26 protein-coding genes and 2 riboswitches are annotated in these 25,483 nt (G+C 65.8%); of the genes, 13 read left to right on the forward strand and 13 right to left on the reverse strand.

Going from position 1 to position 25,483, the window contains the following annotated elements; translation table 11 throughout:
• The first annotated feature begins 43 nt into the window (after window positions 1–43).
• Window positions 44–298 carry a hypothetical protein gene (locus tag QFZ36_RS10860; protein WP_306636348.1) on the forward strand — a complete coding sequence of 85 codons (255 nt, stop codon included), beginning with the start codon at window positions 44–46 and terminating at the stop codon, window positions 296–298.
• Between the two features lie 95 nt (window positions 299–393).
• On the opposite strand, the gene opgC is transcribed toward QFZ36_RS10860, so the two are convergent.
• Entirely contained in the window at window positions 394–2,784 is a 2,391-nt protein-coding gene (gene opgC, locus QFZ36_RS10865; RefSeq protein WP_306636350.1) for an OpgC domain-containing protein, read from the reverse strand.
• Window positions 2,785–3,137: 353 nt separating this feature from the next.
• Window positions 3,138–3,252, forward strand: a riboswitch (SAM riboswitch).
• Window positions 3,253–3,265: 13 nt separating this feature from the next.
• Here opgC and QFZ36_RS10870 point away from each other — a divergent pair.
• Genes QFZ36_RS10870 through QFZ36_RS10880 form a run of 3 tightly spaced genes read left to right on the forward strand, consistent with a single transcriptional unit; the run spans window position 3,266 to window position 5,160 of the window.
• Window positions 3,266–3,544, forward strand: a complete 279-nt coding sequence (locus QFZ36_RS10870) for a DUF1737 domain-containing protein (RefSeq protein ID WP_306636352.1) — start codon at window positions 3,266–3,268, stop codon at window positions 3,542–3,544.
• Window positions 3,541–3,951 carry a rhodanese-like domain-containing protein gene (locus QFZ36_RS10875; RefSeq protein WP_306636354.1) on the forward strand — a complete coding sequence of 137 codons (411 nt, stop codon included), beginning with the start codon at window positions 3,541–3,543 and terminating at the stop codon, window positions 3,949–3,951. The genes QFZ36_RS10870 and QFZ36_RS10875 overlap by 4 nt, the downstream gene beginning before the upstream one ends.
• Window positions 3,952–5,160, forward strand: coding sequence for an O-succinylhomoserine sulfhydrylase (locus QFZ36_RS10880; RefSeq protein ID WP_306636356.1), 1,209 nt, complete (start codon window positions 3,952–3,954; stop codon window positions 5,158–5,160).
• Window positions 5,161–5,350: 190 nt separating this feature from the next.
• Here the strand turns inward: QFZ36_RS10880 and QFZ36_RS10885 are convergent, their stop codons facing one another.
• Complete coding sequence (locus QFZ36_RS10885; protein ID WP_306636358.1) at window positions 5,351–5,653, reverse strand: DUF1905 domain-containing protein; 303 nt, start codon at window positions 5,651–5,653, stop codon at window positions 5,351–5,353.
• A 117-nt stretch (window positions 5,654–5,770) separates the two neighbouring features.
• Here QFZ36_RS10885 and QFZ36_RS10890 point away from each other — a divergent pair, with 117 nt between their 5' ends.
• The gene (locus QFZ36_RS10890) at window positions 5,771–7,606 is read left to right on the forward strand and encodes an HNH endonuclease signature motif containing protein (protein ID WP_306636360.1); all 1,836 of its coding nucleotides are present in this window, start codon (window positions 5,771–5,773) and stop codon (window positions 7,604–7,606) included.
• A 53-nt stretch (window positions 7,607–7,659) separates the two neighbouring features.
• Here QFZ36_RS10890 and QFZ36_RS10895 read toward each other — a convergent pair whose 3' ends face one another.
• From QFZ36_RS10895 to QFZ36_RS10915, 5 genes are all read right to left on the reverse strand, one after another.
• Window positions 7,660–8,886 (reverse strand): glutamate--cysteine ligase 2, encoded by a 1,227-nt coding sequence (locus QFZ36_RS10895; protein WP_306636362.1) that lies wholly within the window; start codon window positions 8,884–8,886, stop codon window positions 7,660–7,662.
• A gap of 67 nt (window positions 8,887–8,953) precedes the next feature.
• A complete protein-coding gene (locus tag QFZ36_RS10900) occupies window positions 8,954–10,477 on the reverse strand; it encodes a UDP-N-acetylglucosamine 1-carboxyvinyltransferase (RefSeq protein WP_306636364.1) in 1,524 nt (507 codons plus the stop codon).
• 1,061 nt (window positions 10,478–11,538) lie between these two features.
• Window positions 11,539–12,339, reverse strand: a complete 801-nt coding sequence (locus QFZ36_RS10905; protein WP_306636366.1) for an energy-coupling factor transporter transmembrane component T family protein — start codon at window positions 12,337–12,339, stop codon at window positions 11,539–11,541.
• Window positions 12,336–13,889, reverse strand: a complete 1,554-nt coding sequence (locus QFZ36_RS10910; RefSeq protein WP_306636368.1) for an ABC transporter ATP-binding protein — start codon at window positions 13,887–13,889, stop codon at window positions 12,336–12,338. Before QFZ36_RS10910 ends, QFZ36_RS10905 begins: the two co-directional genes overlap by 4 nt.
• Window positions 13,889–14,512, reverse strand: coding sequence for an ECF transporter S component (locus tag QFZ36_RS10915; RefSeq protein WP_306636370.1), 624 nt, complete (start codon window positions 14,510–14,512; stop codon window positions 13,889–13,891). Before QFZ36_RS10915 ends, QFZ36_RS10910 begins: the two co-directional genes overlap by 1 nt.
• Window positions 14,513–14,575: 63 nt before the next feature.
• A riboswitch (TPP riboswitch) is annotated at window positions 14,576–14,715 on the reverse strand.
• A gap of 72 nt (window positions 14,716–14,787) precedes the next feature.
• Here QFZ36_RS10915 and QFZ36_RS10920 point away from each other — a divergent pair.
• The 8 genes from QFZ36_RS10920 (at window position 14,788) to QFZ36_RS10955 (ending at window position 18,926) form a co-directional block, all read left to right on the forward strand.
• The gene (locus QFZ36_RS10920; RefSeq protein WP_306636372.1) at window positions 14,788–15,330 is read left to right on the forward strand and encodes a heme-degrading domain-containing protein; all 543 of its coding nucleotides are present in this window, start codon (window positions 14,788–14,790) and stop codon (window positions 15,328–15,330) included.
• 76 nt (window positions 15,331–15,406) lie between these two features.
• On the forward strand, window positions 15,407–15,616 hold the full coding sequence (locus QFZ36_RS10925; RefSeq protein WP_306636374.1) for a hypothetical protein: 210 nt from the start codon (window positions 15,407–15,409) through the stop codon (window positions 15,614–15,616).
• 79 nt (window positions 15,617–15,695) lie between these two features.
• Complete coding sequence (locus QFZ36_RS10930; RefSeq protein ID WP_306636376.1) at window positions 15,696–16,175, forward strand: DUF4383 domain-containing protein; 480 nt, start codon at window positions 15,696–15,698, stop codon at window positions 16,173–16,175.
• 66 nt (window positions 16,176–16,241) lie between these two features.
• Entirely contained in the window at window positions 16,242–17,303 is a 1,062-nt protein-coding gene (locus QFZ36_RS10935; RefSeq protein ID WP_306636378.1) for an iron-containing redox enzyme family protein, read from the forward strand.
• Window positions 17,300–17,833, forward strand: a complete 534-nt coding sequence (locus QFZ36_RS10940) for a glycosyltransferase family 2 protein (protein WP_306636380.1) — start codon at window positions 17,300–17,302, stop codon at window positions 17,831–17,833. The genes QFZ36_RS10935 and QFZ36_RS10940 overlap by 4 nt, the downstream gene beginning before the upstream one ends.
• Window positions 17,814–18,353, forward strand: a complete 540-nt coding sequence (locus QFZ36_RS10945; RefSeq protein WP_306636383.1) for a hypothetical protein — start codon at window positions 17,814–17,816, stop codon at window positions 18,351–18,353. Before QFZ36_RS10940 ends, QFZ36_RS10945 begins: the two co-directional genes overlap by 20 nt.
• A complete protein-coding gene (locus QFZ36_RS10950; RefSeq protein ID WP_306636385.1) occupies window positions 18,350–18,565 on the forward strand; it encodes a CDGSH iron-sulfur domain-containing protein in 216 nt (71 codons plus the stop codon). The genes QFZ36_RS10945 and QFZ36_RS10950 overlap by 4 nt, the downstream gene beginning before the upstream one ends.
• 97 nt (window positions 18,566–18,662) lie before the next feature.
• On the forward strand, window positions 18,663–18,926 hold the full coding sequence (locus QFZ36_RS10955; RefSeq protein WP_306636387.1) for a DUF4235 domain-containing protein: 264 nt from the start codon (window positions 18,663–18,665) through the stop codon (window positions 18,924–18,926).
• Window positions 18,927–18,940: 14 nt separating this feature from the next.
• On the opposite strand, the gene mnhG is transcribed toward QFZ36_RS10955, so the two are convergent.
• The 6 genes from mnhG to QFZ36_RS10985 are packed head-to-tail and all read right to left on the reverse strand — an operon-like array spanning window position 18,941 to window position 25,351.
• The gene (gene mnhG / locus QFZ36_RS10960) at window positions 18,941–19,351 is read right to left on the reverse strand and encodes a monovalent cation/H(+) antiporter subunit G (protein ID WP_306636390.1); all 411 of its coding nucleotides are present in this window, start codon (window positions 19,349–19,351) and stop codon (window positions 18,941–18,943) included.
• Window positions 19,341–19,616, reverse strand: a complete 276-nt coding sequence (locus tag QFZ36_RS10965) for a monovalent cation/H+ antiporter complex subunit F (RefSeq protein ID WP_373427036.1) — start codon at window positions 19,614–19,616, stop codon at window positions 19,341–19,343. The genes mnhG and QFZ36_RS10965 overlap by 11 nt, the downstream gene beginning before the upstream one ends.
• Window positions 19,616–20,161, reverse strand: coding sequence for a Na+/H+ antiporter subunit E (locus tag QFZ36_RS10970; protein ID WP_306636394.1), 546 nt, complete (start codon window positions 20,159–20,161; stop codon window positions 19,616–19,618). Before QFZ36_RS10970 ends, QFZ36_RS10965 begins: the two co-directional genes overlap by 1 nt.
• Window positions 20,158–21,762 (reverse strand): Na+/H+ antiporter subunit D, encoded by a 1,605-nt coding sequence (locus QFZ36_RS10975; protein WP_306636396.1) that lies wholly within the window; start codon window positions 21,760–21,762, stop codon window positions 20,158–20,160. Before QFZ36_RS10975 ends, QFZ36_RS10970 begins: the two co-directional genes overlap by 4 nt.
• The gene (locus QFZ36_RS10980; RefSeq protein WP_306636397.1) at window positions 21,759–22,280 is read right to left on the reverse strand and encodes a Na(+)/H(+) antiporter subunit C; all 522 of its coding nucleotides are present in this window, start codon (window positions 22,278–22,280) and stop codon (window positions 21,759–21,761) included. Before QFZ36_RS10980 ends, QFZ36_RS10975 begins: the two co-directional genes overlap by 4 nt.
• Window positions 22,277–25,351 carry a Na+/H+ antiporter subunit A gene (locus QFZ36_RS10985; protein ID WP_306636398.1) on the reverse strand — a complete coding sequence of 1,025 codons (3,075 nt, stop codon included), beginning with the start codon at window positions 25,349–25,351 and terminating at the stop codon, window positions 22,277–22,279. Before QFZ36_RS10985 ends, QFZ36_RS10980 begins: the two co-directional genes overlap by 4 nt.
• Window positions 25,352–25,483: the final 132 nt, after the last annotated feature.

The raw sequence follows: 25,483 nt of genomic DNA on the forward strand, positions 1-25,483 counted from the left end.
AGCCGAACGGCGGCACCCACGCACCTAGCGAAGGGACGCCGTCATGGCACATTCGCAGTTCGACACTTTCCTCCAGGAAGCCACCCAGCTGGATAAGGCCTACGATCACAGCCTCGACGACGACCGGCTTTACGGCCTGTACACCAGCTGGTGCTTCATCAACCAGCAGACGCCCGGCCAGGAGTCCGTTTTCTGGGCAGCCATGAAACACCGTATGCCGGCGGGCCACAACGGCCTGCGCATGAAGGGCCCGGCAGCCGCCGACTACATCCTGACAAGCTACCCCGGCCTCGTTTAGGGTCTGGCACATGAAAAGGCGTGAAGCGCTTCCCGGCAGGAAGCGCTTCACGCCTTTTCGTTTTTTCAGCTCTCTATCCTTCTCCGACTGTCGCCTCAGGTCGGAATGATCCGGAAGAGGAACCGCGTCCGGACCATCACGCACAGGAGCCCCAGGACAAGCGCGCAGGCCGCCGTATTAATCCAAATGTCGCCTTGGCGCAGCGCCGGGATGTTGGCGATCACCGCGATCAGCACCACGTGGATGATGAAGACGTACAGGGTTGCCCGGCCCAGGGGAATCAGGAACCAGCCCAGGGCGCGGGCCACCGGTTTCCAGTAGGCCGTGAGGAATGCGTAGGCGGCCACCACCAGCACCAGGACGTTGAGGAGCCGGCCCGGGGCCAGATAAGTGCGGCCGAAGAAGAGGTCATACATGGTCCGGTAGGCCGTGTCCGGAACAATCGCGAGCCGCATATCAAAGGCGTTGGCCAGGTACGGGTTGCCCCAGGACAGGAACGCGAAAGCGAAGGCGGCCGCAGTGCAGGCGGCCACTGCCCAGGTGTGGTCAGTCAGCCACGAAACAATGCGGTGGCGGTGGAAGCCCGCCACCAGGCCGATCACGAAAAGGACCTGCCACACCAGCAGCGGGAAAGAGTCCTCGAACTGCGAGGGCAGGATCCGGAACCGGGTGGCCGCGCCCACTGCGTACACGGCCAGCGTGGCGCCGAGCACCCATACTGCCTTGCCGCGGTTGAGTGCGGCAAGGATCAGCGGGCTGACGAGCAGCAGCACCACGTACAGGCCCATCACGTTGAACTGCCACGGGCCGAACTGCAGCAGCAGGATGGCCGGCAGGACCTGCGGCGGTACGGGGAACTGGAACAGCGATTCCATTCCGGCGTAGAGGTCGTAGGTCCGGCCGGCGCCATTGTGCCCCGCCCCGCCGGTTCCCTGGTCAACGTAGGTGGTCAGTGCATCACTCTGGAACAGGGGCAGCAGCGAGATCAGGAAAACGCCGATCAGCACCGCCAGGGCCGTCAGGTAAAGCTTCCCCGCACGGCGGGAGGTCAGGTCCACCACCGTCCCAAAGTCCCGGTTGACCCGGGGCCCGTACACCATGCCCACCACCAGCCCCGAGAAGAGGACAAAAAGTTCGGCCCCGGAAACGAAACCCACCGCCTCCTGCGTGAGCAGCTGGAACAACGATGTCATGCCCAGGTGGTTCACCACCACAAACACAATGGCCATGCCGCGCAGCAGGTCCACCCGCGAATCCCTGCTTGAGGGATCGGTGTAGCCCCAGGCTGTTGCGGCATTGACCCGCCGGGGGATCTGCCAAAGCGCCACCAGGAGGATGATCAACGCCGCTCCCACGGTCCAGGCAGCCGCCCCCGGGAGGGTGTTGGCGCGGACGTATCCGCTGCCGGCAGCGATTTCGGTGGCAGGACCGGTCACCATGGGGGAAGCCTCGAGCCGGTCCAGGGCGGCAGCAGCAACCGCAGGATTCCCGGTGACCAGCCAGTCGATGCTGGCCACCCCCGTGTCCCTGGTGCTGGTCCGCTCATCCCAGGCCACTGCCGACGTGCCGGCGAAGTCCGTGGACGTGGCCGCATCCAGGACCTGGTCCCACCAGCCGACTTTGATGTCCACGTCGGAAGCGCCGCCGGAGGCCGGGCTGTAGAACGCGGAGGTCTGCAGCAGGAACGGCTTGTCCTTGCCGGACGCATAAGTCGCGTAGAAGTTTTCCCCGCCGGAGGCCGTGAGCATCTCCTGGAGTTCGTTCTGCCGGGGAACGGTGTTGACCGCCGCGCCGCCGGCAGTGTCGTCGTGGAAAGCGGCCAGGCCCACCCAGTCCACGGCATCGTCCCCCGGATAGTACGGGGCGTAGGCCGCATCGGAGCCGTTCCACACGCCGTCACCGTTGGTATCGAGCAGGGCGAAGCCATCGCTGCCCGGCACAGGGGCGTTCCGGTGCCGGTCAAACGGATAGTCCTTCCTCAGGTACGGCTCCCACACCATCGGTGGGCGGCTGCCGTCGGTATCTTCAAAGGCTGCGGCGACGGCCTGGAAGGCGGACCGGTAAGCGGCAGGCTGCTGGCCCCACTCCACCCAGCTGGCATTCATGTCGGGGGCAAAGCGGATCAGCACCTGGCCCTTGAAGTCCGCCGTCAGCCTCCGCACGTCGCCGGCGAATGATGCGGCAGCTTCAGCGGTAACCTGGTCAAGCGGAACGTTGGGCTTCACCGTGAGCATCGCGTGGGCGCCCTGCATCCCGGACTGCTCCAGGAAGCCCCGGATGTCGTTCTCCTCCGATCCACGGAAGGGCAACGCGATGTCGTGCCCGAAAAGCGCCGGCGACGCGCCGAACCTCTCCGTAAAACCGGCCGCCGTGTCCTCGCCCCATTCGAGGACAGCGCCCAACAGCGGTTTGCCCTCACCCGGGAAGGTGTCTGCAGCATGGGCAGCTCCGGCGGGCAGCACCACTGCCAGGAGGGCAATCGTCACCGCGGCAAGAAGGGCAGCACCCCCGCGGACAGCCGACTGGCGGGTATGTTGTCCCCGGAAATTTTGCCAATGGAGTTGCGTGGGACGGCTCTCCAGCACGGCGGCTCGTGGCGTGCTGATGGGGACCCCCAGGAATTTTGCTCCGACGGCGCGGCGGCGCCCTGACAAGAACCCTATCTGGCGTGGAAAGCCGCGGCGGGCGTCGGTCGGCTTCGCTGCCCGTGGCGGTTCCCGCCGTCGTACGTTCCAGGAACCGCCGCGCAATCACCCAAGCTGCTTCAGCGGCGCTTCAGTTACGGAACATGACGACGACGGCGGTGCGGCCCCGCGCGCCAAGTGTTACGTTTTTGGGGAGTAATGAGTACCGGTGCCAAGCCCTGACTGGCCGGTCGGCAACCCTCCTTCCGCGGCGGGGTGCCTCAGGTGAATACTCGGCATATCGACCGATTCGAGCTGCAAGCGTGAGAGAAGGAGATCCGTCATGTCTGACGCACCTGCCCCTGAAGAGAAATTGTCCTACCGCCTCATCAGCGGGCCGGATGACCGTGCGTTCTGTGAGCGGATCTCGGCCGCGCTGGCAGAGGGGTATGTGCTGCACGGAAGCCCCGCAGCAACCTTCAACGGCAGCAGCGTCATTGTGGCCCAGGCTGTAGTCCTGCCGGCCGCCATCGCGTCCGCGGATGCCGCCGTCGCCACTGCCGTTGATGACCTTGAAGCAGCCAGCGAAGACCTCGAGTTCGACGGCGAGGGCCACGCATGAGCTATGCAGGAGACCTCACCCCCCAGGAAGCCTGGGACAAGCTGCAGCAGGGCGCCATCCTCGTGGACGTGCGCACCGAGGGCGAATGGGCCCACATCGGCATCCCCGACACAAAGGCCACGGACAATGATCCGCTGTTCATCCAGTGGACCTTCCCGGGCGGCATTCCCAACCCTGATTTCATCAAGGACCTGAGCCTGCAGGCCCCCGACAATCCTTCAACTGAGCTGCTCTTCCTCTGCCGCTCCGGGCAGCGTTCCATCGCTGCCGCAACCGCCGCCACGCAGGCCGGCTTCACCTCCTACAACGTGCTGGAGGGCTTCGAAGGCGAGCCGGACCGCTATGGAGAGCGCACCGTCAACGGCTGGAAAAACCGCGGCCTGCCAACCAACCTGGGAAAGAACTAAGTGACCTTCAACGAAGACGCCGCCGGCTGGAGCCCCGACACCCAGGCCGTCCGCGGCGGGCTGGACCGCACCAACTTCCAGGAAACCAGCGAGGCTGTGTTCCTGAACTCCGGCTTTGTGTACGAATCCGCCGCCGCTGCCGAACGGGCCTTCACCGGTGAGGACGAACGCTTCGTCTACTCCCGCTACGGCAACCCCTCCGTTGCTACATTCCAGGAGCGGCTCCGCCTCCTGGAGGGCACCGAAGCGTGCTTTGCGACGGCGTCCGGCATGTCCGCAGTTTTCACCGCCCTGGGTGCCTTGCTGGCTGCCGGCGACAGGGTGGTTGCCGCCCGCTCGCTCTTTGGCTCCTGCTTCGTGATCCTCAACGAGATCCTGCCGCGGTGGGGCGTGGAGACCGTATTCGTGGACGGCCCGGACCTGGACCAGTGGCGCGAAGCCCTGTCCCAGCCCACCACCGCCGTGTTCTTCGAGTCGCCGTCAAATCCCATGCAGGAAATCGTGGACACTGCGGCGGTGAGCGAACTCGCCCACGCCGCAGGTGCCACCGTCGTCGTCGACAACGTCTTTGCCACTCCCCTGCTGCAGCGTTGCGGCCAGTTCGGCGCCGACGTCATTGTCTACTCGGGTACCAAGCACATCGACGGCCAGGGCAGGGTCCTGGGCGGCGCCATCCTGGGCACCAAGGAATTCATCGAAGGCCCGGTCAAGCAGCTCATGCGGCACACCGGCCCGTCGCTGTCCGCCTTCAACGCGTGGGTCCTCACCAAGGGCCTTGAGACCATGGCCTTGCGCGTCAACCACTCCTCCGCCTCGGCGCTGCGGATCGCCGAGTGGCTGGAGCAGCAGCCGGCCGTGAGCTGGATCAAGTACCCGCTGCTGAAGTCGCACCCGCAGTACGAGCTCGCCGCAAAGCAGATGAAGGCGGGCGGCACGGTGCTCACCCTTGAACTTGCCCCTTCCGGCGGCCGCTCGGGCAAGGAGGCCGCCTTTGCGCTGCTGGATGCCTTGCGGATCATCGACATCTCGAACAACCTGGGCGATTCCAAGTCCCTGATCACCCACCCTGCCACCACCACGCACCGGGCGATGGGACCTGAGGGCCGCGCGGCCATTGGCCTGAGCGATGGAGTTGTTCGGCTCTCGGTGGGGCTTGAGGACGTGGACGACCTGATTGGCGACCTGGAACAGGCACTCAAGCAGATTTAGCGCTGGCTGGAGCTTTGTGCTGGCTCCCGAGCGCTGGCTCCGCTCCGGCACCGGGACCATTTGCCGCTTGCTGCTCCTTCGTCGCTCTGACGCAAGCTACAAAAATGGCCCCGGTCCCCTCGCTGGACTACGCGACTGTACCGGAAATCTCGCGCGCTGCGCCGGAAATCCACCGGCCGTTGCCCTGGTCTCAGGCGTCCGGTACGGAGAGTTGGACGGCGACCACGTCGCCTTCACTGATCCGCGCTTTGTCCCTGATCGCCTTCTTCAGGGGCAAAAGGTAAGAACCGCTCTGAGCGTCCCGGAAGAGCGAAGTCTGCCAGGAGTGTCCGCCGATCTCGGCCCTGACTTTGATCGAGCCGAACGCCTTGCTGGACCCTGCAGTTTGAACGCGCACATCGTCCGCGATCTCTGCCGGCAGGGTCAGGAAGTGCCAACCGGCCTCGCCGGGATACAGCCACAATGCTGCTTTGAAAGAATACGACGCCGTCACGCGCCGAGTATGGCACTTTCGGGCCCCACATATAAAGCGGCCAAAAAGTTCTGCAGTTTTTCCCACCGGCCGGCCCACCGCACCTAAAATGTCAGACCCCCGTTAGAAGATGTTTCTATGGGAAACGGCGCGGGCACAGTGGCGGTGATGGAGGGCATTCATGCTTCCGTCGCTGGCCTTGATGCGCTGTTTGTTGAGGATGCCCGCTTGGGCGCGGGCCGCCCGGGCCCTGCTAATACTGACGGCGTTGACGTCGTGACCGATGTGCTGCAGCGGCAGTATGAGATCCGTCTGGAGCGGATGGCCGTAACGAAGCAGCTGGAAGCCCAGATCGCCGCCATCAAGGCCCGGGATGCCGCCGAGGCCATCGAAATCCAGCACGAGATGACCCCGCCCGAAGCACCCGCACACGAACGCACTTACGCGGAGATGTCCGCGATCGAGGAAATCGCAGGCGTCCTGACCATCAGCTCCCCCGCCGCCGGGGCGCTCGTCACCCAGTCCCGGCAAGTCTGCTCCCTGCCGCCGGTCATGGACGCCCTCTCCGCCGGGGCCATTACCTGGCAGCACGCCAAAATCATCGCCGACGAAACCGAAGGCCTCGGCCCCGCCGGCGCGGCCGCCCTCGCCGCGCACTTCCTGGACCCCGACGCACCCAACCCGGCACGCGGAGCCGCCGCCGGCGAACTCGTACCGTCACGGTTCCGGACCCGAGTCCGTAACTGGCGCGAACGCCACCACCCCGAAACCCTCGAAAAACGCCACACCAAAGGCGCCGCCGACCGGCGGATGGAATACACCCCGGACCGCGACGGCATGGCCTGGCTCTCCCTGTACCTGCCCGCCGACACCGCATCCGCCATCTGGAACCGCAGCACCGCCCTCGCCCGCGGCCTCCAGGGCCCCGAAGAGCCCCGGTCAATGACACAACTCCGGCCCGACATCGCCGCCGGCCTGCTTCTCAGCGCCGGCCCAGCCCTCAGCCCCGCCCCCGAAAGCACCGCGGGTCAAAGCACCGCAGGACAAAGCACCACGGGCGAAGGCAAGACAGAAACCACCGAAGACGGCTTCGATGCCCCCATCGGCGTGGCCTCCGTGTCCGTCAATGACCGGCCCGCCGCCGACCTCGCCTCCGCCGGGCATGAGGAAACCGGCCGCAGCGGTTACACGGACCTCGCCAGCGTCCCAGTCCCGAATGCCCAAGTGCTCGTCACGGTCCCGGTGTTCGCACTCCTCGGCCTCACCGACGAACCCGCAACCCTGGACGGCTACGGACCTATCCCCGCCTCCATGGCCCGGAAACTGGTCACCGAAGGGGCCAGTTCCTTCTACCGGGTGCTCGTAGATCCCCGGGACGGGGCACCGCTCGAGATCGGGCGCACCAGCTACCGGCTCACTAAAGCCCTGAAAAAGGCGCTCCAGCTTCGGGACGGCAAATGCACCTTCCCCGGCTGCAACAACCACTCCCTCGACAACGACACCGACCACCTCACCGCCTGGCACCACGGCGGAACCACCGGAATCAGCAACCTGGCCCAACTCTGCCCGAAACACCATCGCCTCAAACACCACAAACCTTGGACACCCACCCAAGCCACACACAACGAACCACCCGGCTGGACCTCCCCCACCGGCCGACACTACAAACCCGAACAACCCGACCAGGAACCACCACAATGGCCGCAGATCCTGCATGTCTTCGGGAAACCCTTCGAAGCGCCCGCCTTCGACCCACGCTGGGCGGAGCCGCCCACCCTGGAGCCGCCTGACGGTTACTTCCTGGACGTTGAGCCTCCGCTTGAAGAACCCGACGATGACAGTCTTGTGGATCCGGACGACATCCCGCTCGACGATCCTGCATGGGACGACTTCTACGCCACGCCCCCGAAACTCCCTCAGGACCCGTTTCCCGACTGGCACCTCTGGCTCAGCGAATCCCTCTCGGTCCCCTGAGGCTTGCTGTTCGCGGCTCTTTCCCCTGAATCCTGGCCCTCAGTCCCGGCCCACTAGGACTGCCTGACACGCAGCAGTTCCGGGGCCTCATCAACCGGGGAAAGATTCAACGCCCCCCGCATGGTGACGTCCACCGCATGCCTGACCACAGCGCTGAAACCAAGGTCGCCAGGTTCCGCGGCTGCCATAGCCCTGTCCCGGACGCGCCGCTGTTCAGCTGCCCCTGTTCCACGAGCAATGACGTCCTCCACCCCTTGCCGGGCCAAGGCCAGTTCACCTTGCTCCTGCAATACCGGGGCGAGATAGTCCACCAGGGAGCGCACCACGTCCGCGGCACGCGCCGGCCGGAAAGTCCCAAAGTCGAGCAGTTCCCCGCCAAGTCCCTCGCTGCTCGCCTGCCAGGAAGCCATCCGCAAAAGCACAGTGGGCACGGGAGCGGGATCCACTCCGTCGTGCCACTCACGGCTCGCAGTTTCCACCAGCGCCCGCACCAGGACTGCAATGAGTGCGGCGTCTTCTGCCCGAAGGCAGACGTCCGCCACCCTGACCTCAACCGTGGGATGGTTTCGCGACAGGCGGGCGTCGAAGTAAATCATCCCTTCATCCAGCATCACACCGCTGTCCAGGAGCCGGGCAACCACCCTCCGGTAGGCAGAGTAGGTCCCGTAGATTCCGGACGGTCCGGCAGTCGGCCAACGGTTCCATGCCTGCGTGCGGTAGCTCTCGAAGCCGGTCTGCATACCGTTCCAGAAGGGAGAATTCGCGCTGAGCGCAGTCAGCACGGCAAGCTTGTCGCGGATCCGGTCCAGCACTGCCACGCCCTCGTCGTGCGACTCAATGTAGGTGTGTACGTGGAAGCCGCACGTCAATTGCTCCTGGGCTGTCAGGCCAAACCGCTCCAGCATCTTGGCATAACGGGGATCAGGAGTAGTGTGGCTGGACAAACCGAGCGGTGAGGTGGCCAACGCCGCCACCCGTGCCTTGTTATTCCTGGCAGCCCTGTCCGCAAGCGCCCGCCCTGCCCGGATCTGCTCCAGCAGCTCTCCGTACTCCAGGCAGGGCCGGGTCTGGGTCTCTATCTGCTCCAGCTTGAGTTCGGCACTCAGTCCCATCTCGTCATCGATAACGGCTGTGTCCTGGGCGTGCAGAACACGAGGGTCGTCTGGAGCGTCGTCGGCGGCCATTCGGCGGCCGGACAGCAGCGCATCAGCAAGGGCCAGCGGTTCGCCACTGTCCGCATCAACGATCAGGAGTTCTTCCTCGACTCCGAATGTACGCATACTCACATTCTGCGACAGGGCAGCGCCTTTTGACGGCCTTCATTGTTTCATGACGAAGCGTGAATGGTCAGTCCTGGAAGTACTCCACCTTGGCCCCGATGGTGTTAAGCCGCTCTGCCAGGTCCTCGTAACCGCGCTCGATAACGTAAATGTTCCGCAGCTCGGACACTCCCCTTGCCGCCAGCATGGCCAGCAGCAAGCAGGCCGCGGGGCGTAGAGCCGGCGGGCAGCCAACCTCTGCCGCGCGCCACTTGGTGGGCCCGTTGACGTAGATCCGGTGCGGGTCCAGCAGCTGGACCTGCGCCCCCAACCGGTTCAGCTCAGTCAGGTAGATGGCGCGGTTCTCGTAGACCCAGTCGTGGATCATGGTTTGCCCGCTCGCATTTGCAGCGATCACGGCAAAGAAGGGCAGGTTATCGATATTCAGGCCCGGGAACGGCATGGGGTGGATCTTGTCCTCGGGAGCATTCAGCCGGGATGGCTTGGTGGTGACGTCCACCAGCCGGGTCCGGCCATTCCGGGCCATATACTCGCTCGAGATTTCAAGCCGCTGTCCCATCTGCTCCAGCGTGGCCAGTTCGATCTCCATGAACTCGATGGGCACGCGGCGGATGGTCACTTCCGAATTGGTGACAATACCGGCGGTGATGAGGCTCATGGCCTCGATGGGGTCCTCGGACGGGAAGTATTCAATCTCGGCATTGATCAGGGAACGGCCGGTGATCTTCAACGTGGTGGTGCCGATTCCGTCAATGCTTACACCGAGCATCTGCAGGTAGAAGCACAGGTCCTGCACCATGTAGTTCGGGCTGGCGTTGCGGATCACGGTCGTCCCCTCCCGGTGCGCCGCTGCCATGATGGCGTTCTCGGTGACGGTGTCGCCGCGCTCGGTCAGTACAAAGGAACGGTCGCGGGTATCGGCAGAGGGCGCCTGCACGGTGTAGAAGCCCTGAGTTGCTTCCACGCTGAGACCGAACTGGCGCAGCGCCTGCATGTGCGGCTCCACGGTACGGGTGCCAAGGTCACAACCGCCAGCGTACGGAAGGCGGTACCCCGAGGACTCATCCATCAGGGGCCCCAGCAGCATGATGACACTGCGGGTGCGGCGGGCGGCTTCCACGTCCATGGCTTCGAGGTTCAGGACCTCCGGCCGGCGGAGCTGAAGGTCGGTGTCATTCAGCCAGGTGCATTCCATGCCGATGCTGGTGAGCACCTCGACGATGCGGTTGACTTCCTCAATGCGGGCAAGACGGCGAAGAATAGTGGTGCCCCGGTTGATGAGGCTGGCACACAGCAGCGCGACACCTGCATTCTTGCTGCTGTTGACGTCCACAGCACCGGAGAGGGTCCGCCCGCCCTCCACCCGGAGGTGCGTCATTTGGGGTTTACCCACGTTGACGATGCTTCGGCCGAAAATTGTTTCGAGGCGCTGGATCATCTTCAGGCTCAGGTTCTGCTTGCCCTGCTCCATCCGGGCAATGGCACTCTGGCTGGTGCCGAGCTCCGAGGCCAGCTGTCCCTGGGTCCAGCCCTTCTCGCTCCGGGCATCCCGAAGCATGGCGGCAACGTGTTCCGTGGTCTCTTGCGTCATGGAGGCAATATATCATAAATGAGCTATGGCGGATCCTGGGAGAGCGCAAAAGCGGCAATAAGAGAACGTTTACCCACTACATGCGATAGAAATGGAACACTCTCCGTTCTTGACCCCGCCCACTGCGCCGGGGACACCGTAAGGACCTCTTCCTTCAGTGACCACGGAGGTGGCCCATTGCGGACGTCACAAGGCACGCGAACGCCAGCCGCCTGGGCTGCTTTGATGCTCGCCGCCCTGCTCCTGGTCCCTTGGCCGGCTTCCGCATCACCCTCACCGGGAGAAGGCACCCAGTCGCTCCTCGGCAACGATATTTCGTGGCCCCAGTGCAGCAAGGACCTTCCCACGAGCCAGGCGTTCGCGATCGTGGGCGTCAACAACGGCCTAGCCAACACCACCAACCCATGCCTCGCCAAACAGCTCACGTGGGCAGCGTCGTCATCCGGCGGCACACCGCAACCAAAGGTCTCCCTTTACGTCAACACCGCCAATCCGGGGAGCGCAGGCTCATGGTGGCCCACCAGCGATGAATATCCCGCCGGCACCCCGGTCCATAACCCCTACGGGCCCTGCAAGGCGAAGGACTACGGCAAGGCCTGCGCCTACATGTACGGCTACGCGAAGGCTTGGGATGACGCCTACATCCGCGGGATCAGCCAACCCTCGGATTACATCTGGTGGCTGGATGTGGAAACCGGAAACAGCTGGTCCACGGCAGACAAGGACGCCAATCGCGCAGTCCTGGAGGGCATGACGGACTTCTTCCGCAGCATCAACACCAAGGGAGTGGGCATCTATTCGACCGGCTCCCAATGGAGCCAGATCGTGGGAACCATCAGCAGTTCGAGCAACCTCTACTCACTGCCGAGCTGGCTGGCGGGGGCGCGCACGCAGACCGGTGCCAAAGGCAACTGTTCCAACCCGCCGCTGGCGTCGGGCGGCCGGGTCACGCTCACGCAGTTTGTGTCGCGGGTTCGACTACGACTATTCCTGCGTCTGAGCCCGCCCTGCGCCGCCCGCATATGCACCTGCACCAGCCGGACAAATCAGGCTTTGGCCGGTCAGCTCCCCAGCCACACCATGTTCCAGGTTCCTGCCCATAGTGCGGTAGCAAAGGCAGCACCGGCCATCAGCACGCCACCGCCCAGGACCCAGAGATCCAACCTGCTATACGTAGACTCCCGCGCCCAGGTCCGGGTTTCCCCGCCAAACCCGCGCGCCTCCATGGTCACCGCCAGGCGTGACGCGCGGCGGATGGCCTGAACCAGCAGTCCGAAACTCTGCCCCAGCGTCGCCTTGATCCGCTGCAGCGCGCTGCCCCGCGAGCCCACCCCGCGGGCACGCCGGGCCATGCCGATGGTTTGCCACTCTTCAGCCAGCAGTCCCACCAAGCGCATGGCCGCCAAGGTACCCAGCACGAACCGGTGCGGCAACCGGGCCTTTTGCGCCAGTGCGTCGGCCAGGTCAGTAGGGTCCGTGCAGCTCATCAGCAGCACCGCCGGCAGCGCAATCGCCAGCCCGCGCAGCATGAACCCGGCCCCCAGCTCCAGCGAGCCTTCGCTCATGGTCCAGATGCCGACGTCGATCAGCGTCCTTCCGCTGTCCGGCGCCAGGATGGAGGTGCTCCAGCCGCCCACGGCCGCGGCGATGATCAGCGGCCACCCCCGCTGCCACAGCAGCGTGAGGGTGAGGCCGGCCAGCGGGAACAGCAGGAGTTCCGCAGCGAGGGCCACGGAGGCGGACACCCAGTCGATGGACAGTGCCAGCACAGCGGTCACCAGGAAGACGGCGGCGAACTTGCTCAGCGGATTGGCCCGGGTCAGCAGGGCGCGGTTTCCCTGCAGGTTCAGCTCCCGCCTCATGATGCCACCGTCTGCGCCGCAGCGATTCGCAGCTCCGTCCCGCCCAGGGCCGCCGTGAATTCGGCATCATGGGTCACCGAGACCACCGCAGTCCCGGCGTCCAGCAGTTCGGACAGGAACGAGGCCAGCTCGGCCCAGGTGTTGGCGTCCTGGCCGAACGTGGGCTCGTCCAGGACCAGGACCTGCGGATGGGCAGCCAGGACCGTAGCCACGGAAAGCCGCCGTTTCTCACCGCCCGAGAGCGTATACGGGTTGGCGTCAACGAGCTCCGTCAGCCGCAACCGCTCCAGCAGCTCGTCCACCCGCTCCATGCCGTGACCCAGATGCCGGGGGCCAAACCGGAGTTCGTCCAGCACCTTCCCCGTGACGAACTGGTGCTCGGGCTCCTGGAAAACGGTGCCCACACGCTCGATCAGTTGTTCCGCCTTCCACTGGAAAGGATCAATCCCGGCACCGCGGCTGAGGGCCAGGGTGGCGGAGACCTTGCCGGCAACCGGCTCAAGCAGTCCGGCAAGGGTCAGGGCGAAAGTTGATTTTCCTGCGCCGTTGGGTCCCGTGACGGCCAGCGCCTGTCCGGCCCGGACCTGCGCGGTAATGCCTTGCTGCACGGGCATGGGCGGCAGCCTCCGGAAACCCTTGCGGCGGGCCCGTTCACGCGAGACCGCCAGTTCCTCGGCGGCGAGCAGGAGGTCGCCGGTTCCGGAAGCGGGTTCCGCCCGCCGCCGGGTTTCCGGGACATAGCCGGGCACCCATACCCCGGCAGCGGCCAGCATGCTCCGGGCCTCACTGAACACGCGGTCCGGCGGCCCGTCCAGAAGCACAGCTGGATCGGTGGACGAGCCGGGCTGCAGCACCACAATCCGGTCCACCAGGTCCTTCCACACGGACACCCGGTGCTCCACCACCACCAGCGTCGCCCCGGTCTTCTCGAGGCAACGCCCCACGGCGTCGCGGACCTCGATCACCCCCGCGGGGTCCAGGTTGGCCGTCGGCTCGTCGAGGAGGATCAGCCCGGGCCGCATGGCAAGGATGCCCGCGAGCGCAAGCCGCTGTTTCTGCCCGCCGGACAAGGCCGACGTCGGATGGTCCAGCGGCAGGTGGGACAGGCCGACGTCGGCCAGCGCCTCGTGCACGCGGGCCCAGATTTCGTCCCGGGGCACGGCAAGGTTCTCCGCGCCGAAGGCGACGTCGTCACCTACGCGTGAAAGGACCACCTGCGTCTCGGGGTCCTGCTGCATGAGGCCGGCGCGGCCCCGCTGCTCGCGCGGGTAGGCTCCGCCAACCAGCAGCGAACCGGACTCGTCGGAATCGCCCGCCTCGCCGCCGTCGTCGTTTACATCGCCCAGGACCCCCGCCAAGGCATGAAGGAGGGTGGACTTGCCCGCTCCGGACGGGCCGAGGAGGAGCACGCGCTCCCCCGGTTGGATGTCCAGGTCAAGGGCACGCACCGCGGGTTTGGCCCTGCCGGCATGCCGCCAGCCCCAGCCGCGGGCGCTGATGGCGGCCGGGCGCGCCGCAACCGGAGTCCCGTGCTGGGAGGTAGCGGTCATCAGGAGAAGACGGGCTCCGTTGCTGCCTTCCGGGAGGCGAAGGAGCTCAGGACCCCGGTCTTCGCGAGGCCGCGCGTGGCGACCCAGGACAGTGCGCCGGCAATGATGGCGCCCGAGATGGCCGTGAAAATGATGTACGCCAGCTTGTCCCCGCCCGAGTAGGCGATGTTCCAGCCCCACGGCGCGAAGGAATCGTTCAGGCCGCAAAACAGCCCGGCGCCGGCCCCGGCAAGCAGGGATACCGGCAGGTTGAACTTCCTGTACACGAAGATGGCGAAAATGATCTCTGCACCCAGGCCCTGGACGAAGCCGGAGAAGAGCACGGAGGCGCCGTACTGTGACCCCATCAGCAGTTCACCGGTGGCGGCCACGGTCTCGCAGAACAGTGCTGCGCCCGGTTTGCGGATGATAAGCATGCCCAGCGCGGCCGGGATCATCCAGCCGCCGGCGATCAGGCCGGTCAGGGGCGGGTAGACGGCGTTCATGGGGGCCGAGACTGCGGCGGCCCCCTGGGACCAGGCCCAGAAGATGACTCCGCCGGCGATGGCGATCAAGGCTGCCACCACGATGTCCACAACGCGCCAGGACTTGCTGGTGGTCTTCTTTACTGCTGTTGTTGCCATGCGATCCTCCTGAGGAACAGGAGGGGAAAGTGGACCGGCCGGCGCTGCTGCCGCGGCCGGACACACTTCGAGAACTCGACTCCCTTGCGCCGGTACTAACCGGATCAGGTTCGAGGGTCTGCGGCTGTCCGCACTCTCAGCGCCCACCTGCGGATCCTGGCATGGCCAGAACTGCCGACGGCGGCGCTCCCCTGTCGTTGAATGATTCTGTAGGTAAAACAATGCCCTGATGGGCGTGGTCCAGTTTACACCGGAGGAGGGGTAGATTGTGGGCCATGACTGCCAATTCGCGGGATATGACTGAGTTCGATCCCGACTCGGATGACACCCAGCCGGAAGGCTCCCTGCAAACGCTCATCGCCCGGATCGAGGGTGAAATCCGCGAGCTCCAGTTCCCCCGGTTCTCCATGGACGATGCGCTGAACCTGGGGCTGTTGCTGGTGGAACTGGGCAAGGAGGACCAGCTCCCCATCGCCATCGACATCACCAAGGGTGAACAGGTCCTGTTCCATGTCGCCCTGCCGGGCGCCACCCCGGACAACGAGCACTGGATCCGGGCCAAACAGCGTACCGCTGCCCGGTACGAGGTGCCGTCCCTGCTGGTGGGGCTCCGCGGACGGCTCCGCGGCGGACGGATTGAAGACCAGGCCTGGTTCGATCAAAGCCGGTACGCAGCCCACGGCGGCTCCTTCCCGGTCTATGTCACGGGGGTGGGCGCGGTAGCCGCCGTGACTGTTTCGGGGCTTCCCCAGGTGGAGGACCACAACATGGTGGTTCGGGCCCTGCGCGAAGTCCTTGGTTCCATGGGCGCGGACTGACGCCGGGCGTGGGTGAGATCGGACGCGGGGAGAGATCAGGCCAGAGCTGACGTCGGGCTTTGGCGGGGAGGGCACCATGAGCGGTCCCGTGGAGGAGAACCTGGTGCGGGCGGCGGTGGACAAAGCCGAGGACGAGATGATCTTCATCGGCCCGGACCACCCTTACTACCCGCTGCTCGCGGAACTTGTGGCCGCCGTCGGGATGGCCTGGCAGCAGGGGTACGAGCAGGGCCGCCACGGCGGGCGCCACCCGAACCCTTATACGTGGAACAGCCCGGAGGAGTGAGGGCGGGCGGGAAGCGTGCTTAGCTTTTATTAGTAATCATGCTTACTATGTTGTTCCCGGCTTTTGAGGAGTACAGGTTATGGCGGTCAGCACCCAGGCCACCGCAGCGAGGACCGGCCTGCAGAAGGCCACCCGAGCCACGGGCGCAATTTTCCTGCTGCTGGGAATTTTGGGATTCATTCCGGGCGTGACCGCCAACTACGGTTCCCTGCGCTTCGCGGGGCCCGGCTCTGGAGCGGAGCTGTTCGGCATCTTCCAGGTGTCCGTTTTGCACAACGGCGTCCACCTTTTGTTCGGTATCGCCGGCCTGGTGATGGCCAGGACGCACCGGCAGGGGAGGAACTTCCTCATCTACGGGGGCGTGGCCTATTTGTTCCTGTGGCTCTACGGACTGTTGGTGGGTGATGACCTGCCGGCGAACTTCCTTCCCGAGAACAATGCGGACATATGGCTGCACCTGGCACTGAGCCTTGCCATGATCGCCCTGGCCATTCTGTTGTCCCCTCGGACCGTCCCCGGCACCGCCTCGCGGGACCCCGACGCGGCGAACGAGACCTGACCGTCCATAAGACCGGCTGTCGAAGACGCAGCACCGGCAGCAATTCCGTCCGCCCAAAGGAGAATCATGAAGATCCCGGAACCCCGAGGTCCCATCAGCAGTACCCTGTTCACGACCCTCGCCCACATGCCCGGCAGCGCTGAGGGAGCCGCCGCCGTCGAGGAACTGCGCCTGCTGGCCACACCCGGGGCGGCGTCATCCGCTGACATCGTCGGGGACGACGACGCCCAGCTGGCCCTTTTCTGCCTTTACGAGCTGCACTACTCCGGACTTGTTGGCGTCAGCGATGAGTGGGAGTGGGAACCCGGGCTGATCCAGGTCCGCCGCCTTCTTGAACGGCCCTTTGAAGTGGCGCTCCGGACTGCCGCGGCATCCGCTGCCGGAGAGATCAACGTACCGGCCGCTGCGAAGCTGACCAGTGACGCCGTGGCGGACATCCTTTTCGGACTGGCCGCCGGTGACACCGGGCCCAGCGTCTCCCGCTTTGTCGCCAAGAAGGCGACCCTGGACCAGCTCAAGGAGTTCCTGATCCACAAGTCCATCTACCAGCTCAAGGAAGCGGACCCGCACACCTGGGCCGTCCCCCGCCTCACCGGAAGGCCCAAGGCTGCCCTCGTGGAGATCCAGGCCGATGAGTACGGCGGCGGGCGCCCCGAACGTATGCACAGCGCCCTGTTCGCCCGGACCATGCGCGGGTTGGGCCTGGACGACAGTTATGGCGCCTACGTGGACACCGTTCCCGCCGTCTCCCTCGCCGCAGTGAACATGATGTCCCTCTTCGGGTTGAACCGCCGGCTCCGCGGGGCCATCACCGGGCACCTGGCCATCTACGAGATGACCTCCTCGCAGCCGAACCGGCTGTACGGCAACGGCTTCCGGCGGCACGGCTTCGAAGCCGGGGTGACCCACTACTTCGACGAACATGTGGAAGCCGACGCCGTCCACGAGCAGATCGCCGGGCGCGACCTGGCAGGCGGCCTGGTGGAGGCCGAGCCTGAGTTGCTTGCTGACGTCCTGTTTGGTGCCACGGCGGCGATGGCCATCGACGGCAGGCTGTCCACCCACCTCCTGGCCAGCTGGGAAAACGGCATGACCTCGCTGAGGGCGGCAGTACCGGCGGCAGCATGAATACCCCGATCGCAGGGCCCTCCGCGGAGTACATCCTGCCGCTGCGCTGGGCGGCGGAGACGGAACTGAACTCGGAGCTGCAGGACCTCGCCGCCTACCTTGAGCGCCTTCTTGAATGGATTCCCGTCACCGTGGTGGACGGCTCCGCCCCTGAGCTGTTCGAGCGGCACCACGCTGTTTTTCCACAGGGCGTCCGCCACCTCCAGCCCGGGCCCGCCGGCGGTAATGGCAAGGTGGCCGGTGTCATGACCGGGGTGCGCGCCTCCTCGGCGGAACTGCTGGTGATAGCCGACGACGACGTGCGCTACACGCGTGAGTCGCTCGCCGCCGTCGTCCATCACCTCAGCTCGGCGGACATAGTGCGGCCGCAGAATTACTTTGACCCGCTGCCCTGGCATGCGTGGTGGGACACATCACGGACCCTGGTCAACCGGGGCCTGGTCGGCGGACTACCCTGGCACCCTGGCCGTTCGCAGGAGCGCACTGCTGGCAACCGGCGGCTACGATCCCGTGCTGTTCGAAAACCTTGAGCTGATCCGGACCGTCAAGGCAGCCGGCGGCCGCGAAAAGATAGTGCCGGATTTGTTTGTGGCCCGCAGGCCGCCGAAGTTCCGGCACTTCCTCAAGCAGCGCACGCGCCAGGCCTACGATGACTTCGCCCAGCCCCGGCGCCTCGCCGCCGAACTTGCCCTGCTGCCGGTGATTGCCTGCGCAGCCCGCCTTCCCGCCGGCCGGCGACGGACTGCCCTCCTGGGCCTGGTTGCGGCGCCCGTCCTCGTCGCCGAGATGGGACGACGGCGGCACTCCGGGACGGCGGCCTTTCCCTTCCGCGCAGTGTGGTTCGCCCCGCTGTGGACCCTCGAGCGGGCGGCCTGCATTTGGATCGCCCTGGCGTTCCGTTTGGGCGGGGGCGTGCCCTACGCCGGAACCCGGCTTAAGACTGCCGCCCACTCGGAGGCGGAACTCCGGCGCCGGCACCAGGGCAAACTCTCCACAATGCAGGGCGGCGCCCGGAGTTTTACCGACAACCCAAACAAGGAGCAGCCATGAACCAGGAACCCGCCGAAAGCTCCATCGTGGTGTGCCCCGACGGCCCGCTGATTATTCGGGGCGACTTCGACATCGTCACGCCGTCCGGTGCCCGGGTCCCCCGCCAGCGCCAAACGGTGGCACTGTGCCGCTGCGGCGCGTCAGCCATCAAGCCCTATTGTGACGGCACCCACAAAATGATCAAGTTCCGGACGGAACCTCCTGCCAATTGACGCAGCTACATGCCGGCCGCCGTTGCTGTGCCGTAGCCGCAGAATGGGCGGTTAGGCTGGGTACAGCCCGTTTTTCCGCCCGCAAGGAGTACAAAGAATGAATCTCTTCATCAAGCTGCTCGGTACCGGTATAAGCCTTGGCGCCGGCTTCATCGGGACCAAGCTGGTCAACACCGTCTGGGAAAAGAGCACCGGACGCAAGCCGCCCACCGGCAAGGACGAGGACATCCCCACCAGCCTGCAGTCCGCCCTGACGTTCGCGCTGATCTCGGCCTCCGTCAGCACCATCATCCAGGTCCTGGCCAACCGCGGCACCCAGCGTGCCATCACCCGGTTCGCCAAGAGCCAGGACATCGTCTGACGCCTTAGCCGCTTCTAGTTCAACGAGCCGTCGCCGGAACCGTCCTCGCGGGCGGTTTTGGCGGCGGCTTTTTGCACTACCGCCTCCAGTTCGTCGGCCGTCAGCAGTTCGCGGTGCAGGTGCTTGGTGCGGTAGCCGGCCCGGCCCACCATGTGCGCGGACACCGGCACCGTCAACAGCTGGAAGATCCAGGCGACCACCAGCGCCGGCCACACCCACCAGGTGCGCATCTGCAACCCGATCGAGGCCAGCAGCAGGAACAGCCCCAGCACCTGCGGTTTGGTGGCCGCGTGCATACGGCTCAAAAGGTCCGGGAAACGGAGCAGGCCGATCGCCGCACCCAGGGACATCACCGCACCGACCACCATAAACACGGCGGACAGCAGGTCAATCCAGAAATCCAGGCCAGTGGCGTCAGGACTCATCCGGCTGCTCCCTTCGGTCTGCCACAAAGCGGGCAACAGTGACGGACCCGATGAACCCGATGATGGAGATGGCCACCACCAGCATCAGGTTGTTCAGGTGCCGGTTCACGGCCATGTCCACGCACAAGGCCCCGCCCAGGATGGCGAGCAGGACGTCCGCCGCGAGCACCCGGTCAAGCAGTGACGGGCCCCGCGAAATCCTGATGATGGCCCCGCCCGCGGCGAGCGAGAAGATGACGGCTGTGAGAACCAGGACGGTCTGCATCAAGGGGCTGTCTCCATCCGTACGGCGTCGAGTTCTTCCCTGGTGCCCATGATCCGGATCAGCCCGGCCTCGATGGACCGGACCTCCTGCCGAAAGTTCTCCACATCTTCAGCGGAGCTGATGTTCAGGGCGTGCAGGTACAGGGTGGAGGTTGACCGGTCCACCTCCACCACCAGCGAGCCCGGAATCAGGGAAATGACATGCCCGGTGGCGGTGACCAGCAGGTCCTGGTGGCTCCGGAGCGTCACCGCCACCAACGCGTTCTTGACCTCGGACCCGCGCATCACGGCAAGGTACAGGACTTGGGCACTGGCCACCGCCACCTTCGCCAGGAACATCAGCGAGAAGGGCACGGCGTAAAGGATGTTGAAGCGGCCGCTCAGCTCAACCGGCGGCAGATAGAACAGCCGGGCCACAGCCACGGCCAGCAGGGCGCCGAACAGGAGGTTTCCCGGGCTGAAGTCCTGCCACAGGGCGCCCCAGACGATCACCAGCCACACCAGGAGCGGGAGTTCCTGGCGCAGCGAAATACGGCGTCGGCTCATTTTCCGCCTCCGGTCGTGAGGATCATGGGCACCACGGTGTCCTCGCCCAGGACTGCCTGGATATAGGCAGACCTGTTGAGCATGTCGCGGGCGGCCTGATCGGAAACTTCAAACAGCGGACCCGCGAACACTGTCAGCGCGACGCCGAGAACCACCAGTCCCAGCGTTGAGCCCACCATGGTGCGCGGCAGGAGCGTTACGGTGTTGCGCTTGGCCCCCGGCCCGGCAACCCTCGCCCCCGGCGCGGCGAGGAGCACGGGATCCGGGTGCTCGGCGTCGGTGGGCCTGCGCCAGAAGGCGCGGTTCCACACTCTGGCGATGGCCAGCAGCGTCAGGAGGCTGGTGACCACGCCGCCGATTACCAGGGCGTAGGCCAGCGGCGTGCCCAGCTCGATGCCGGCCTGCATCAGCCCCACCTTCCCGAGGAACCCGGAGAAGGGCGGGATGCCTGCCAGGTTCATGGCGGGAACGAAGAACAGCAGCGCCAGCAGGGGCGAGAGTTTGGCGAGCCCGCCCAGGCGATCCACCGACGAGCTGCCGCCACGGCGCTCAATCAGGCCCGTCACCAGGAACAAGCTGGTCTGGATGGTGATGTGGTGGGCCACGTAGAAGACCGCCGCCCCCAGTCCGGCGGCGGAGGACATGGCCAGCCCGAACACCATGTAGCCGATGTGGCTGACCAGGGTGAACGAGAGCAGACGTTTGATGTCGTTCTGGGCCAGCGCACCAAGGATTCCCACCACCATGGTCAACAGCGCGGCCACCATGAGGGGCGTGTTCAGCGTGTCTCCGGGGAAAAGCAGGGTCTCCGTCCGCACCATCGCGTAAACACCCACTTTGGTCAGCAGGCCCGCGAACACGGCGGTGACCGGCGCAGGGGCGGTGGGATAGGAGTCAGGCAGCCAGAAGGACAGCGGGAAAACAGCGGCCTTGATGCCGAACGCCACCAGCAGCATCACGTGCAGGAGGGTTTTGGTTCCCTGGTCCAGTTCGCCGAGCTTGATGGCGAGGTCCGCCATGTTGACGGTTCCCGTGGCCCCGTAAACCATAGCGATGGAGATCAGGAACAGCACCGAGGACACCACGGACACCACCACATAAGTGACGCCTGCCCGGATCCGCGGCCCGGTCCCGCCCAGCGTCATCAGCACGTAGCTTGCCGTCAGCAGGATCTCGAAGCCCACGTAGAGGTTGAAGAGGTCACCGGACAGGAACGCATTGGACACTCCGGCCACCAGGATCAGGTACGTCGGGTGGAAGATCGAGACGGGCGCGTCATGGTCGCCGTCGGCCATGCCCTGCCCGGTGGCGTAGACCAGCACGGCCAGGCTCACCGCCGAGGAAACCACGAGCATCAACGAGGAGAACTGGTCCACCACCATCACGATGCCCCACGGCGGCAGCCAGCCGCCGATGGTCACCGCGGCGGTGCCGCCGTCCCATACCGAGGCCAGCAGCAGGCATTCGAGCAGCAGCGTGAGGGACAGCAGGGCAATACTGACGGCGCGCTGGGCGCGTGAGTGCCGGATCAGCAGGAAGGTCAGGGCGGCGCCCAGGATGGGAAGTACGACGGCGAGCGGGGCAAAGCTTGCGATGTTCACATTCCGCCTCCTTCCGGGCCGGGGGCCACCTTCGTGGAGCCGGGTTTTTCTTCTGCGGCTGCGTGTTCGGCGGCCATTTCACGGCCGCCTGCCAGAACCGTCGCCACCGGAAACTCGGAGGTCTCAGCGGGGATCTCGGCGTCGTCCTCGGCGTCGAAACTTGGGGTTACCGCAACGCGGAGGTCTTCCACGTCATCCTGGATCTCATCCTGGCGGGCCAGGACCCAGGTGCGGTAAATGATGCCGAGCATAAATGCGGTGACGGCAAACGAGATCACGATGGACGTCAGGATCAGGGCCTGCGGAAGGGGGTCGTTGTAATCCGCCGCCGCCGTCTCCTTTGAATAAAAGGGTGCGAGGCCGGCGTAGCCGCCAGTTGCCAGGATCAGCAGGTTGGTGGCGTTGGCCAGGAGCATCAGCCCCAGCAGCACGCGCGTGAGGCTGCGTTCCAGGATCAGGTAGATCCCGCAGGCGTATAGGGCACCCATCACGATCAGCAGGGTCAGGTTGATGCTCATGCTTGGCCCCTCGAGGTGGTCTCGGCCGGGACGCCTTCCGGCTCCCCGTCACTGGCGGGCACATCCGCAGGTGCGCTCGCGGCGAAGTCCTGCTCGTCGTCGGGCACGTCGCCGGCGGGATCGGCGAAACGCTCTTCAAAGTGCTCGTCGATCTCGGCCCCGAGGCTCCGCAGGACGTCCAGCACCAGGCCCACCACCACGATGTACACGCCGATGTCGAAGATGGTGGAGGTGACGAATTTGATGTCGCCGAACACCGGCAGCCAGAGTTCGATGATGGCCGTCTGGAACACCTGTCCGCCCAAAAGCAACGGCACCGCACCGGAGGCGGCTGCCACTGCCAGCCCGATCCCCAGCAGGGCACCGGCGCTGACAGGAGTGGCTTCCCGAAGTTCGAACCGCCCGCCCGCCAGGTACCGGATGGTCAGGGCCAGTCCTGCCGTCAGGCCGCCGGCAAAACCGCCGCCGGGCAGGTTGTGTCCCGCCAGCAGGAGGTAGAGCGAGAAGATGATCATGGAGTGGAAAACCAGCCGGGTGACCACCTCGAAGATGATGGAGCGCCGTTCCGGGGCCAGGGTGCGGCCTGCAACGATCCACGCATCGCGGGCTGAGGCGGCGAACTTCCGGCTGACCGCAAGCGCAGCGGCGTCCCGCGTACCGGGGTCGATTCCCCTGAGTCGGCCCACGGTGCCTGCGGCGACGGTGGCGGAGTTCCTGATCCGGTCGCCGCGGCCGCGGACGAAGATCAGGCTGGCCACACCCGTGGCTGCCAGTGCCAGGACGCTGATCTCGCCGAACGTGTCCCAGGCGCGGATGTCCACGAGCGTCACGTTGACGATGTTCAATCCGCCGCCGCCCTCGTAGGCGAGGCGCGGGAACTCCAGGGACACCGGCGTCGCGATCCGTGCGCCCATGGCCTGGATCGCGGCGAAGACCATGGTGACGCCGAAGGCCAACCCGATGATCACACGCACCGCGCGGTACTTGCCGCCGGTGCGGTCCCGCAGTTCGGGGGGCAGGCTGCGCATCGCCAGGACGAAGGCCACCAGGATGATGGTCTCCACCAGCATTTGGGTCAGGGCCAGGTCCGGGGCGCCCTGCAGCGCAAACATCAGGGCGATGCCGTAGCCGGTGACCGAAACCATGAGGACGGCCAGGAACCGCTTGTTCGCTTTGACGGCGGCCAGGGCACCGATCACGATGCCCGCACCCACCACCAGCTGGATCGGGGAGCCCGGATCAAGCAGGTAAATCCCGTCCGGGAGGGGCTTGCCTGCCAGCAGGATGGCCGAGAGCGGCAGCACAAAGGCGACGCTCAGGATGACGGCAAGGTAGTAGTACAGCGAACCGCGCTGGGTGCGGCCGGTGATCCATACCGCCACGTCATCCAGCGCACCGATGGTCAGCTGGTAGGCCTTGTCCGCGTCCACCCACGGCGGCACCAGCGACTGGACCCGCGCCACGGCGTTGCGGCCGAAGTACATTGCCAGGCCCAGCGCGAAGGTGAGGGCCGTCAGTCCCAGTGCCGGGGTGAAGCCATGCCACAGTGCGAGGTGGCCGGCCTGTCCGGGTGCGGTGCCGGCGTCGGACGGGGTGGAGGCAAACAGCGCCGCATACGGCTGAATCCACGCGTCAACGGGGACCGGCCAGAGGCCGTAAACGATGGTCAGGAGGCTGAGGATGGCGGGCGCGGCCAGGAAGGAAGGGCTGATGGCCTTGAAGGGGGTGCGTTCCACGCCGGGCTTGGTGGCGAATGCACCCCACATAAAGCGGGCGCTGTACGCGAAGGTGAGGACGGATCCCAGGACCAGTCCGGCCAGGACCACCGTCCCCCACGCGCCGGCTTCGGGGTTACCGGCGTGGTGGACAAACGCCTCCAGCACCGATTCCTTGGCCACAAACCCGCCCAGGAGCGGAACACCGGCCATGGAAGCTGCACCAATCGCGGCCACGATGCCCAAGGCGCGCGAGGACCGGAAGACCCCGGACAGCTTGGTGACATCGCGGGTGCCCGACTGGTGGTCGATGATGCCCACCACCAGGAACAGCGTGGCTTTGAACAGGCCATGGGCCAGCAGCATCGCCAGGCCGGCGAGGGCCGCATCCGGCGTGCCGAGCCCCACCACCATGGTGAGGAAACCGAGCTGGCTGACCGTGCCATACGCGAGGATGAGCTTGATGTCGGTCTGGCGCAGCGCCCGGTAGCCGCCCACCAGCATCGTCGCCAGCCCGAGGCCCAGCACCACCGGCTGCCAGTAGGACGTCCCGGCGAAGCCCGGTGCCAGCCTTGCCACCAGGTAAATGCCCGCTTTGACCATCGCCGCGGCGTGCAGGTAAGCGCTCACCGGCGTGGGCGCGGCCATGGCTCCGGGAAGCCAGAAATGGAAGGGGACCAGCGCGGATTTGGTGATGGCGCCCACCAGGATAAGGACGACGGCGCCACTCACCATCGCTGCGGACGTCCCGTTCACCAGGTCGGGGGCCTGCTGGAGGATGGCCGAGATCCGGTAGGAACCGGCGGCCTGCCCCAGCATGATGAGGCCCACCAGCATGGCAAGGCCCCCCGCGGTGGTAACCATGAGCGCCTGCAGCGCCGACCGCCGGGCTGCCAGCCTGGTGCGGGCGAAACCGATCAGGAGGTAGGACAGGATGGTGGTGAGTTCCCAGAAGATGAACAGCAGCAGCAGGTCGTCCGCCACGACGAGGCCGAACATGGCGCCGGCGAATGCCAGGAGCTGCGCACCAAAGCCGCCGAGGTCCTCGTCCTTTTCCTTGAAGTACCGCGCGCAGTACACCAGCACCAGTGAGCCGACGCCCAGCACCAGGAGGGACATCACCCAGGCAAGTGCATCCATCCGGAAGGCGAGCTCGAGCTGGAGGCCCGGGATCCACGGGACCACTTCGGCTACCGCGCCGTCACTCGAATAGACGGGAGCGTGCTGGAACAGGAGCCAGGCAAAGGATGCCGCGGGAACAGCGGCCAGGATGTAGAAAGCGTTGCGGCCCCAAGCCCTGAAGAAGAACGGCGCCAGCACAGCCACCGTAAAGTGCACGGCAAGGACTGTGATCACTGGTATCTCCGCAACGTCAGGGATTCGATTGTCAAAAGTTGGAGCAGGCGGTTTATTCGTTAGGTCCGGGAGCGCCCAGTTTATCAAGGCTTCTGTACCCATTCTTCTCCCGCTGCTGTATCCTCCCGCCGC

This window comes from Pseudarthrobacter siccitolerans (assembly GCF_030823375.1).
Lineage (GTDB): Bacteria > Actinomycetota > Actinomycetes > Actinomycetales > Micrococcaceae > Arthrobacter > Arthrobacter siccitolerans_A.